This is a genomic window from Chryseobacterium sp. PTM-20240506 (assembly GCF_048296755.1).
Classification (GTDB): Bacteria; Bacteroidota; Bacteroidia; order Flavobacteriales; family Weeksellaceae; genus Chryseobacterium; species Chryseobacterium proteolyticum.
Genome location: NZ_CP182581.1, coordinates 309,305 through 321,721 on the forward strand (window position 1 = coordinate 309,305; position 12,417 = coordinate 321,721).

Consider the following 12,417-nt stretch of genomic DNA (forward strand, 5'->3'; position numbering starts at 1 on the left):
TTTTGTGGTTTTGCAGAGTTTAAACAAGTTAATTAAAATTCAGGGTTGTAAAAATAAATCATGAGTAATTCCATTAAAAATAAAGACGTTTTCGGAGAATTGTTTTTGCTTGAATCAGCAAAGGCAGAAAATTTGTATTTCGGTTATGCTAAAGACATGCCGGTGATCGATTATCACAATCATCTTGAGCCGGACGTTATTGCTGCCAATCAGAATTTCCGTTCTTCAACCGCTATATGGCTGGATGGTGACCATTACAAATGGAGAGCCATGAGAAACTTTGGTACTGATGAACAGCTTATTTCCGGAAATGCTTCAGATCAGGAAAAATTCAGGAAATGGGCAGAGGTAGTACCTTATACCCTTCGTAATCCGTTATTTCACTGGACCCATCTGGAACTCAAAAATCCTTTTGGAATCAGCGAATATTTATCATCCAATAATGCAGATGCAGTGTATCATCAGATGAATGAAAGTTTGCAGACACCTGGTTTTTTGCCACAATCCATTATTGAAAATTTTAAAGTAGAAGCCTTATGTACTACAGATGATCCTGCTGATGATCTGGTTCATCATAAAGCATTAAAAAACAGTGGGTTTAAAACAGCTGTTCTTCCGGCTTTCCGTCCTGATACCTATATCAATATAATCAATCCGGAACAATATCTTTCAGGAATTAAAAAGCTTGAAAAAGTCTGTGGTTTTTCCATCGCATCAGTCTCTGATCTGTTGAATGCACTTCAGTCCAGAATCAATTATTTTGTGGAAGCAGGAGCAAAAGTAGCTGATCACGGCTTTGAATATTTCCCGGATACTACAAAATGGAATCATAGCCTTGAAAAAGAGTTTTCCGAATTTCTAAAGGGCAATCTCTCAACATTTTCCGATCCGGATGCATTATGCGGCTATATGCTGAAAGAGCTTTGCAAAATGTATGCAGAAAAAGGCTGGGTACAGCAGTTTCATGTAGGAGCAACCCGAAACAACAATTCAGAAATGTTTAAAAAAATGGGTGCCAATGCAGGATATGATGCCATTGGAGAACCATATTACGCACAGCGATTGAGCGTTTTGCTTGATGCATTGAATTCAGAAGGAAAACTGGCCAAAACCATTATTTACAATCTGAATCCGGCATTTAATGAAGTTCTGGCTACTCTTGCCGGAAATTTCAATGAAGGAGGCATCAAATCCAAAGTACAGTTTGGAGCAGCCTGGTGGTTTCTTGATCAGCTTGACGGGATGACCAAGCAGATGAATACGCTTTCCAATATCGGTCTTATCAGCACTTTTGTCGGCATGCTGACCGATTCCCGAAGCCTTTTATCATTCTCAAGACACGATTATTTCAGGAGGCTTTTATGCAATATGTTCGGAAGTGAAATGGAAAGAGGTCTTCTTCCCGATGACGAAAAATGGGTAGGAAAGATCATTCAGGATATCTGTTATCACAATACAAAAAATTATTTTGAAATATAAAAGCATGCAGGATTCATCGAAAATATTATGTTTCGGGGAACTACTTCTCCACTTTGCCCCGGATTCCGAAGGAAACTGGCTGAATGAGCAATCTCTGAAGATGTATATAGGCGGAGCTGAATACAATGTAGCAGCTGCACTTTCCCAATGGAAGAATTCTGTGAAACTGTTATCAGCATTACCGGAGAATTTTGTAGCAAACCAGCTGGAATCTCAGCTTAACAGTAAAGGAATAGAAGTCCTTGCAGAAAAGAACAAGGGAAGAATAGGAACATTTTATCTTTCTTCCGATGGCGATATGCAGAATGCTTCAGTGGTGTACGATCGCTTTCCGTCTGTTTTTACCCAGTCGGATTTTGAAACTTTCAGTGATGATGGGATATTTTCAGAGGTAAAATGGCTGCATATCAGTACCATCACACCGGCTTTGAGTGACCAGGCATTCCACAAATGTCTGCAAATCATGAAGGAAGCCAGAACAAGAAATATTACGGTTTCTCTTGACCTGAATTACAGGGCGTTGCTTTGGCAAAACCAGAATCCTCACAAAATTAAAGAGCTGATGCCTTTTGTGAATGTTCTTATGGGAAATATCTGGTCTGTGGAGCAGTTTCTCAATATTCCTGTTGAATATGAGCTTAACGGAAACTTCGATGATGAAAACCTTCTTAAACAGGCCGAAAAAACAGCATTGGAAATCAGAAGACAATTCCCTGAGGTGGAAAAAATTGCGAATACCTTCCGTTTTACAAACGGAGAACAGGTGAATTACTTTGCCACCTTATTTACTGATGAGCTTTTGATTTCGAAAAAATATAACTCAGATACCATTAAAGAAAGAGTAGGAAGCGGTGATTCTTTTATGGCCGCCCTAATTCATGGAATTTTAAAAGGAAATCCTGATCAGCAGATCCTGGAAGATGCGACAAAAGTTGCTTTTAAAAAGCTTTTCGTAAAAGGAGATACCATTGATGAAAGCATTAATATCGAAACATTATGAGTGAAATAGTACAAAAAATAAAAGACCAGAAAATCGTTCCGTTGTTTTATAACGAATCGTTTGAAGTCTCAAAAAATATCATAAAAGCTTTATACGAAGCAGGAATCCGTGTGATAGAATATACCAACCGCGGCCATCAGGCACTGGAAAATTTTACCAGACTGAAAGAAGTTTCCCATACAGAATTTCCTGGACTTCTGCTAGGAATCGGGACGGTAAAAAACATACAGGAAATGGATGATTATGCTCATGCAAAAGCAGATTTCATCATTACACCTATTATCAATGAGGCATTGGTGAAACATGCTCTCGAAAAAAATATCCTTCTGATTCCGGGCTGCTTTACCCCTTCCGATATCAATATCGCGCATCAGAATGGGTTAACACTGGTTAAAATATTTCCGGCTGATGCCTTAGGAAAGAACTACATCAAATCGGTACAGCCTGTTTTTCCGGGAATGAATTTCATGCCCACCGGAGGAATCCATGCTGAAACTGAAGATATCAGAGAATGGTTCAATGGAGGTGCCATAGCAGCAGGGTTGGGAAGCTCTCTCATCGGAAAAGATGTTAATGAAGAAGAACTTACGCTGAAAACAAAAGAATTATTACAACAACTTAATCAATAACTCAATGCAGGCTCCTCAAAACCGCAATATAAGATGGTGGATGCTGTCTCTTGTCTTTCTCGCCACTACGATCAATTATCTTGACCGTCAGGTAATGGGCTTGCTGAAACCTGTGCTGGAAAAAGAATTCAGCTGGGATGAAAAAGATTACAGTTATATCGTCATGGCTTTTACCACGACTTATGCTATAGGTTATATGGCCATGGGAAGGTTCATAGACAGGGTAGGAACCAAAATCGGGTATGCCATTTCCCTGATTGTATGGAGCCTTGCCTCTATAGGACATGGCTTTGTCAAAAATACCATCGGGTTTATCATTGCGAGAAGCACGTTGGGAATCAGTGAAGCAGGAAACTTTCCTGCCGCCATCAAATCAGTGGCTGAATGGTTTCCCAAAAAAGAAAGAGCACTGGCAACGGGAATTTTTAACTCAGGAGCGACGGTGGGAGCTATTTTAGGGCCGCTATTGGTTCCGTTCATTCTCGGGCATTACGGCTGGAGACAGACTTTTGTATGGATTGGCGCTTTGGGTATGGTTTGGATTGTCCTTTGGTGGAAATTTTATGCCGTTCCGGAAAAAGCCAAAAATATCAGCAAGGAAGAACTGCAGTATATAAAAAGCGATCAGGCTGAAAAAACTGAAGAGAAAACGAAAATTCCTTTATCGGAATTACTGAAATATAAAGTAACATGGTCGTTTGCCATCGGTAAAATGTTAACCGATCCTATCTGGTATTTTTTCATGTTCTGGCTGCCGGCTTATTTTTCGGATGTATTCAAAATGGATTTAACAAAACCATCCCTTCCATTGATTATTATTTATAGCGGAACCACGATTGGAAGTATTGGCGGAGGCTATCTTTCATCATTTCTGATCAAAAAAGGCTGGGCCATCGGAAGAGCCAGAAGCATTACGATGTTATTGTTTGCATTGATGGTGGTTCCGGTAATGTTTTCAAAATATGTAGATAATATGTGGATGATTACGATCATTATTGCCTTTGCAACAGCCGCACACCAGGGTTGGGGAGCCAATCTTATGACCACGGTTGGAGATCAGTTGCCTAACAGCTACGTCAGTTCTGTCATTGGTTTTGGCGGAATGCTCGGTTCAGCGGCAGGAATTATTTTTCCTTTGTTCATCGGGATCGTTTTAGACACCTTCAAAAAGGCAGGAAACGTCAATGGCGGTTACAATATTATTTTCTTTATTGCAGGAATTTCATATGTTGCCGCATGGGGACTCATTTCGGTGATTAACAGAAAGAAAACAGTGTAACAATAAAATAGTTTGAAATTTAAAAAATAAAAATGAAATCCGGGTTTTACATAACCACAGGTCTTCTGATCAGTATATTTTCCTTTGCCCAGAAAGGAGGAAAGTATAAACTGTGGTATGATAAACCCGCAAAACAATGGGTGGAAGCTCTACCGGTAGGAAACGGAAACATTGCAGCTATGGTCTATGGAGACCCTTATCAGGAAAAGCTTCAGCTGAACGAAGGCACATTCTGGTCCGGAGGCCCTTCCCGAAATGATAATCCGGATGCTCCAAAAGTCCTGGATTCCATCCGATATTATTTATTTAACGGAAACTATAAAAGAGCTCAGATCCTTGCAGATAAAGGATTAACAGCAAAAACAGTTCACGGCTCAGCATTCCAGAATATTGGTGATTTTACGCTGGATATGGATAACCTTAAAGATATCAGAAATTATTACAGAGAATTGGACATTGAAAAAGCAATTGCAGCCACTACATTTACCTCTGATGGCGTTAATTTTAAAAGAGAAGTTTTCGCCTCAATTCCTGATCATGTGATTGTCATTAAATTAAGCTCAGATCACAAAAATGCATTAAACTTTACAGCAAAATTCAACAGCGAGCTCAAAAAGGAAGTCAAAGCCATTGATGCCACTACTTTACAGATGGATGGGGTTTCTTCCACATTAGACGGCATTCAGGGGCAGGTGAAGTTCAGTGCACTGGCAAAACTCATGACCAAAGGTGGCAAAACCCAGATCTCAGAGAGCGGAATTTCGGTAAGCAATGCTCATGAGGTTACGATTCTTATTGCAATGGCCACTAATTTTACAGACTACAAAAATTTAAATACAGACGAGGTTGCAAAAGCCAGAAAGTATATTGAAGCAGCAGCAAATAAAAGTTTCAAAACTTTAGTTCAAAACCATCTGAATGCTTATCAGAACTATTTCAAAAGAGTAGATCTGAATTTAGGAACTTCCGAAGCAGCAAAAAATCCTACAGATGTCCGTATTAAAAATTTTGCAACGGGCTATGATCCGGAACTTATTTCATTATATTATCAGTTCGGGCGTTATCTCCTGATTTCTTCCTCTCAGCCGGGCGGTCAGCCTGCCAATTTGCAGGGGATCTGGAACAATTCCAACAAACCGGCCTGGGACAGCAAGTATACGATTAACATCAATACGGAAATGAATTACTGGCCGGCAGAAAAGACTAATCTTCCTGAAATGCATGAACCATTGATCCGGATGATAAAAGATTTGAGCGAAACAGGAAAAGAAACGGCAAAAACAATGTACAACAGCCGTGGCTGGGTAGCACATCATAATACCGATATCTGGAGAATAACAGGGGTAGTGGATTTTGCCAATGCCGGAATGTGGCCGATGGGCGGAGCCTGGCTTTCACAGCATTTGTGGGAAAAATATTTATACAGCGGAGACAAAAACTATCTGCGAACCATTTATCCTGTTCTAAAATCTGCAGCACAGTTTTATGAAGATTTCCTGATTGAAGAGCCTGCGAATCACTGGCTGGTGGCAAGCCCGTCAATGTCACCCGAAAATATTCCGCAGGGACACCAGGGAAGTGCTCTGGCGGCGGGAAATACAATGGACAATCAATTGATGTTCGATTTGTTTACCAAAACAAAAAAGGCAGCACAGATTCTCAATACAGATTCAGATAAAATTCAGGTCTGGAATACTATTATTTCAAAATTACCACCGATGAAAATCGGAAGCTACGGACAATTGCAGGAATGGATGGAAGACATGGACGATCCTAAAGACAACCACAGACATGTTTCCCATTTGTACGGATTATTTCCTTCCAACCAGATCAGTCCCTTTACCACACCGGAATTGCTGGACGCCTCCAGAACTGTGCTTATTCACCGTGGCGATGTATCTACAGGCTGGTCAATGGGCTGGAAAGTTAATCTCTGGGCTAAATTATTAGACGGAAATCACGCCAATAAATTAATCAAAGATCAGTTAACGCTGGTGGAAAAAGACGGTTGGGGCAGCAAAGGCGGAACATATCCGAATCTTTTCGATGCACATCCGCCATTCCAGATTGATGGAAATTTTGGCTGCACTTCCGGGATTACCGAAATGCTTCTGCAGACTCAAAATGGTTTTATAGACATCCTTCCCGCACTTCCTGATGAGTGGAAAAACGGCAGCATTTCAGGGCTGAAAGTATATGGAGGTTTCGAAGTCAGTATTATCTGGGAAAATAATAAAGCTAAAGAAATTACCATAAAATCAGGATTGGGAGGAAACTGCAGAATAAGGCTTCCGAATGAAATGCAGCTCTCCGGAAATACAAAACTGAAAAAAGCAGAAGGTAAAAACCCGAACTCTTTTTTTGAAATTCCGGAAACTCCGAAACCACTAATTTCTGACAAAGCAAAATTGAATCCTGTTGAAATTAAAACTGATCTTATCTATGATTTCCCGACAGAAGCAGGGAAGGTGTATACGTTAAAATGGAGTGATAAAAGCTCTGAAGGACAATCCGAAACTAAATCTATTTACAATAAAAACTAAAAAATCTATATATGAAAAAGAGTCTAATGAATCCTGTTTTTTTAAGAAATAAAACCCACGTCATTGCAGTGGCGGCTTTACTTTCCATCAGTAACCTCTCTGCACAGACTTTTTCCGACTTCAACTACCGTGGAAACGATAAAATATATAATGACAACCCTCTTAAACAGGATGAGTTCTATTCCCCGATTTTGCAGGGTTGTTATCCCGATCCCAGCATTACCAAAAAAGGTGATGATTATTACCTGGTAAACTCTTCTTTCTCAATGTTTCCTGGTGTTCCGATCTTCACTTCCAAGGATTTGGTCAATTGGAAGCAGGTTGGACACGTTCTCGACAGACCTTCTCAGTTAAAGGTGGAAAAAGGAGGTGTTTCTCATGGAATTTATGCGCCTGATATCAAATACAATAAACACAACGATACATTTTATATGATCACTACCCAGATTGCAGGCGGTATCGGAAATATGGTCGTAAAAACCAAAGATCCGGCAAAAGGGTGGAGCGAAGTCCAGAAACTGAATTTTGATGGTATTGATCCTGCCATTTTCTTTGATGATGACGGAAAAGCTTACATCGTTCACAACGACGCGCCACCACAAGGAACCGAACAGTATCAAGGTCACCGTGTTATTAAAATGTGGGATTACGACCTTGAAAAAGATCAGGTTGTGGCAGGTTCAGACAGAATTATTGTAAACGGTGGAGTCGACCTTTCTCAAAAACCCATTTGGATTGAAGGTCCGCATTTGTACAAATACAAAGGGAAATATTACCTGATGTGTGCAGAAGGCGGAACCGGAGGCAACCATAGCGAAGTGATTTTTATGGCAGATTCTCCGAAAGGACCATTTGTTCCCGCTAAAAATAATCCGATTCTTACGCAAAGATATTTTCCGAGAGACAGAAAGGAAAAAGTGGATTGGGCAGGTCATGCAGATTTGGTAGAAGGTCCGAACGGACAATGGTATGGCGTATTTTTAGCAATTCGTCCGAATGTAAACAACCGTGTTACCAAAGGCCGCGAAACTTTCATTCTTCCTGTAGACTGGAGCGGAACGTATCCTGTTTTCCAAAATGGTCTGGTTCCGATGAAACCAAAATTGAAAATGCCACAAGGCGTTCAGAATCAAACCGGGCAAAACGGATTTTTCCCGAACGGCAACTTTAAATACAACGATAAACTAACCGATAAAAACCTCGATTTCCGTTGGATTGCGATGCGTGGTCCTCGTGAAAACTTCATTACAGCAACAAAAAATGGTGTAAAAGTGAACCCAATGGAAACGAATATCAAAGCGTTGGCTCCGGTTTCATCTTTGTTCCACAGATTACAGCACGAAGATTTTGAAACTTCCGTAACCTTGGATTATAAACCAAAATCGGAAAAAGAATTGGCTGGAATTACCCTCTACCAAAGCGAAACATTCAATTACGTTTTCGGAATTACCAAAAAAGATAAAGATTTCTATATCGTATTGGAAAGAACAGAAAAAGGCCAATCAAAATTGATTGCAAGCGAAAAAATTTCACTTTCAAAGACTATCAAATTTCAGGCTACAGGAGAAAAAGATGAAATTAGCTTCAATTATTCTTTGGATGGCAAAAACTTCAAAAATCTGGGAGGACAAGTTTCAGGAGATATACTTTCTACTGATGTAGCGGGAGGTTTTACGGGGAGTCTTATCGGACTGTACAGTACTTCTTCCAATGATATTATCCCGCAATAGTAGGACATTAGAAAAGATACTTAATGACAAAGATTAAGTGTTTTAAAATGAAAAACTAAGAGTAAAACCAAACATCACATACATTTTGAAAATCAAAATATCTTATATAGTTTCTTTTTTGGGGTTTATCGGGCTGAATCTTCTTTCAGCCCAGGTAAACTCTTCCGGAAAGCAGAGTACAACTTTTACCAATCCCATCATCTGGGCAGATGCACCGGATCTATCCATTACCAGAAACGGAAATGATTTTTACCTGATCAGTACCACCATGCATCTGATGCCCGGAGCTCCGGTAATGCATTCCAGAGATCTGGTACATTGGGAAATGTCCGGGTATGTTTTTGACACTTTGAACGACAACTCGAAATATGATTTATTGAACGGAACCGTTTACGGCAGAGGCCAATGGGCTTCATCAATTCGCTACCATAAAGGGAAATATTACGTTTTGTTTTCTCCGAATGATGAACCTTTCAAATCCTATTTCTATGTGACTGATCATCCCGAAAAGGGAAAATGGAAACTCATCACCAGAACACGGCATTTTCATGATGCGTCTTTGTTTTTTGATGATGATGACAGGATATATGTTTTCACTTCCAATAAAGTTTTTGAACTGAGTCCTGATTTTAAAGAAGTGATCGGAAATCCGGATGGAACTGAGGTATTTCAGAAAGATGCTTCGGAAACCGGACTTCTGGAAGGTAATCAGATCATCAAAAGAAACGGAAAATATTATATGATGATGATATCATGGCCAAGAAACGGAAAACGCCGCCAGGTAGTCTACAGGGCAGATAAAGTGACAGGTCCTTACGAGAAAAAAGTAATTCTGGAAGATAATTTTTTAGGATTTTCCTATGCAGGTCAGGGCGCTTTGATAGATGATAAAAACGGAAACTGGTATTCCCTTATTTTCCAGGACAGAAACGGAGTGGGACGAGTTCCGTTGCTTCTGCCTGTTCAATGGGAAAACGACTGGCCGGTATTGGGAGATAACGGAAAAGTTCCTTTGAAAGGAGAAGTTCCGCTTCCGCCGTTCAAACCCAAAAATCATCTGGTGGAAAGCGATGAGTTCTCTGGTAAAACAATGAAAATCCAGTGGCAATGGAATCATAATCCAGTGAATGAAGCATGGTCTTTATCTGAAAGAAAAGGCTTTCTGAGACTGAAAACCAGCAGAGTGGTAGACAATCTGTACGCGGCTCCCAACACTTTGACCCAGAGAATGGAGGGTCCGACTTCTTCAGCAGTTGTCGCAATGGAACTTAAAGGAATGAAAGATGGAGATGTAGCAGGTTTCAGTGCCTTCAACGGGGATTCCGGGATTTTGTCAGTAGTAAAGGAAGGTGAAGAAAAATTCATTGTTTTTTCAACCAACGAAGTGAGCCTGGATAATAAAACAAAAGCCATTACAGGGGTTAAAAAAGAAGAAAAAAAACGGATTCCTCTTAATTCTGATAAAGTTTTTCTTCGTATCGATGCTGATTTTAACCTCGGGAAAGATCTTGCAGACTTTTATTACAGTACTGATCAGAAGAACTGGACGGAAATGGCAAAAGATTACAAAATGATCTTTGATTACCGTAGATTTTTTATGGGATCAAAATTCGCAGTTTTCAATTATGCCACTAAAAATACCGGAGGCTTCGTAGATGTGGATTTTTTCAGAGTCACTGAAGTCGGAAAATAAGAATCAGATAAAAGTCTGTTGTAAACAGTAAATAAAATATACGCTATTATTTTTTTATCTCAATTAATAAGTGTAAAAAATACAAATAAAAATCATGAATAAATCAGTTATATGGGCTTTAGGACTTGTTTTGTCGGGAATGTTTGTTCCCGCACAAACTTTTGATCAGCAGGCGCCGCAGGGTTTCGATGTGGAAAATGCTGCTGTTTCCCACGGGAAAATTGACACGATTCAATACCAATCGAAAACCGTTGGAACAACAAGAAGAGCTTTGATTTATACACCGCCGGGATTCAAAAAAAATGAAAAATATCCTGTTCTTTATCTTCTTCACGGAATTGGCGGGGATGAAAAAGAATGGTTCAATCAGGGAAAACCCAATATTATTCTGGACAATCTGTATGCACAGGGAAAACTGCAGCCGATGATTGTTGTACTTCCCAACGGCCGTGCGATGAAGGATGACAGGGCGACAGGAAATATAATGGCTCAGGATAAAGTGGAAGCTTTTGCAACTTTTGAAAAAGATTTGCTGACTGACCTGATTCCGTTTGTAGAAAAAAAATATCCGGTTAAAAAAGACCGTGAAAACCGTGCTTTGGCAGGATTGTCAATGGGAGGCGGACAGACACAGAATTTTGCTTTCGGAAACATTGATAAGTTTGCCTGGCTCGGCGCATTTTCTTCTGCACCCAATACAAAAGAACCCAATAAGCTTTTACCCAATCCACAGGATGCGTTAAAGCTGAAGCTGATCTTTATTTCCTGTGGTGATGCAGACGGGCTGATGCCTTTCAGCAAAAGAACGAGCGATTATCTGAGAAAAAATAAAATCCCTCATATCTTTTATATAGAACCGGGCGGCCATGATTTTAAGGTTTGGAAAAATGATTTATACATTTTTTCACAGCTGTTGTTTAAGCCTGTTGACAAAACTAAGTTTGAAGGATTTACCGTTTTGGGAACTCCTGCAGCAACCAATATAAGAAATGCCCAGTATCCTCAGATCCTTCCCGACGGAAGAGTGATGTTCAAAGTGAAGGCACCGGAAGCACAGAAAGTTCAGATCGATTTAGGAAAAAAATACGATCTGAAAAAAGATGCTGATGGCTTCTGGACAGGTACAACTGATCCGCAAAGCGGAAGCTTCCATTATTATTCCCTGCTGATTGATGGGGTTGCGGTTGCAGATCCGTCCAGCGAAACATTCTACGGAATGGGAAGGTATGCCAGTGGAATAGATATTCCTTTCGAAGGAGATGATTTCTATGCATTAAAAGACGTCCCTCATGGAGATATCCGTATTAAAAATTTCTATTCCAAAGTCACCAATTCCTGGAGAAGAATTTTTATTTACACGCCACCGGGTTACGACCAGAATCCTGCTGAATCTTATCCTGCACTGTATATTTTACATGGCGGCGGTGAAGATGAAAGCGGCTGGGCTAACCAGGGCAAGACCAATCTGATTCTGGACAATCTGATTGCAGAAGGAAAGGCAAAAAAAATGGTCATCATTATGCCGGACGCCAATATCGGACAAGGCGGAATCCGGAACTTTGGAGAGCGCAATCTTCAGATGTTTGAAAAAGAGCTGAAAGAATCCATCATTCCGTTTGCCGAATCTAATTACAGGATAAAAAAAGGTAAAGAAAACCGTGCGTTGGCAGGACTTTCCATGGGTGGAATTTATACGCTGTATGCCGGAATTCAGAACTCTGAGATGTTTTCCGGTTTGGGAGTTTTCAGTTCAGGATATATGCTACCGATGCTTCAGGATGTTGCCGATAAACAGTACAAATTTTTAAATGAAAATAAATCTGCTTTTTCATCCAACATCAGAAATTTCTGGATTTCAATGGGCGGAAAAGATGATATTGCTTATGAAAACGGTCAGAAAATGTTGAAAGAACTGGATAAAACCGGAATTAAATATACGTACACAGATTATCCGGGAGGCCACACATGGCCGGTTTGGAGAAATAGTCTGCATCAGTTTGCCCAGGTACTTTTTAAATAATGTTTTTAAGTCAAAGGCATAAAGAAAAGTAATTCAAATCTGAA

Annotated in this window: 8 protein-coding genes; all 8 read left to right on the forward strand. The window is 40.1% G+C overall.

Going from position 1 to position 12,417, the window contains the following annotated elements:
- The first annotated feature begins 60 nt into the window (after positions 1-60).
- The 8 genes from uxaC to ACNFU2_RS01425 all read left to right on the forward strand — a co-directional run bounded on the left by uxaC (position 61) and on the right by ACNFU2_RS01425 (position 12,373).
- Positions 61-1,479, forward strand: coding sequence for a glucuronate isomerase (uxaC, locus tag ACNFU2_RS01390; protein ID WP_418123380.1), 1,419 nt, complete (start codon positions 61-63; stop codon positions 1,477-1,479).
- 4 nt (positions 1,480-1,483) lie between these two features.
- Positions 1,484-2,479, forward strand: coding sequence for a sugar kinase (locus ACNFU2_RS01395; RefSeq protein WP_418123382.1), 996 nt, complete (start codon positions 1,484-1,486; stop codon positions 2,477-2,479).
- Positions 2,476-3,108: a bifunctional 4-hydroxy-2-oxoglutarate aldolase/2-dehydro-3-deoxy-phosphogluconate aldolase gene (locus ACNFU2_RS01400; protein ID WP_418123383.1), complete on the forward strand. Its 633-nt coding sequence runs from the start codon at positions 2,476-2,478 to the stop codon at positions 3,106-3,108. The genes ACNFU2_RS01395 and ACNFU2_RS01400 overlap by 4 nt, the downstream gene beginning before the upstream one ends.
- A 4-nt stretch (positions 3,109-3,112) precedes the next feature.
- Entirely contained in the window at positions 3,113-4,387 is a 1,275-nt protein-coding gene (locus tag ACNFU2_RS01405) for an MFS transporter (RefSeq protein ID WP_418123385.1), read from the forward strand.
- 32 nt (positions 4,388-4,419) lie between these two features.
- The gene (locus ACNFU2_RS01410) at positions 4,420-6,930 is read left to right on the forward strand and encodes a glycosyl hydrolase family 95 catalytic domain-containing protein (RefSeq protein WP_418123387.1); all 2,511 of its coding nucleotides are present in this window, start codon (positions 4,420-4,422) and stop codon (positions 6,928-6,930) included.
- Positions 6,931-6,941: 11 nt separating this feature from the next.
- Complete coding sequence (locus ACNFU2_RS01415; protein ID WP_273647693.1) at positions 6,942-8,660, forward strand: glycoside hydrolase family 43 protein; 1,719 nt, start codon at positions 6,942-6,944, stop codon at positions 8,658-8,660.
- A gap of 85 nt (positions 8,661-8,745) precedes the next feature.
- On the forward strand, positions 8,746-10,353 hold the full coding sequence (locus tag ACNFU2_RS01420) for a glycoside hydrolase 43 family protein (protein WP_273647694.1): 1,608 nt from the start codon (positions 8,746-8,748) through the stop codon (positions 10,351-10,353).
- A 94-nt stretch (positions 10,354-10,447) separates the two neighbouring features.
- Entirely contained in the window at positions 10,448-12,373 is a 1,926-nt protein-coding gene (locus ACNFU2_RS01425) for an alpha/beta hydrolase-fold protein (protein WP_418123390.1), read from the forward strand.
- Positions 12,374-12,417 lie beyond the last annotated feature (44 nt).

Coding starts and splice junctions, on each gene's coding strand:
- uxaC (WP_418123380.1), top strand. CDS start 61: ATGAGTAATTCCATTAAAAATAAAGACGTTTTCGGAGAATTGTTTTTG.
- ACNFU2_RS01395 (WP_418123382.1), top strand. CDS start 1,484: ATGCAGGATTCATCGAAAATATTATGTTTCGGGGAACTACTTCTCCAC.
- ACNFU2_RS01400 (WP_418123383.1), top strand. CDS start 2,476: ATGAGTGAAATAGTACAAAAAATAAAAGACCAGAAAATCGTTCCGTTG.
- ACNFU2_RS01405 (WP_418123385.1), top strand. CDS start 3,113: ATGCAGGCTCCTCAAAACCGCAATATAAGATGGTGGATGCTGTCTCTT.
- ACNFU2_RS01410 (WP_418123387.1), top strand. CDS start 4,420: ATGAAATCCGGGTTTTACATAACCACAGGTCTTCTGATCAGTATATTT.
- ACNFU2_RS01415 (WP_273647693.1), top strand. CDS start 6,942: ATGAAAAAGAGTCTAATGAATCCTGTTTTTTTAAGAAATAAAACCCAC.
- ACNFU2_RS01425 (WP_418123390.1), top strand. CDS start 10,448: ATGAATAAATCAGTTATATGGGCTTTAGGACTTGTTTTGTCGGGAATG.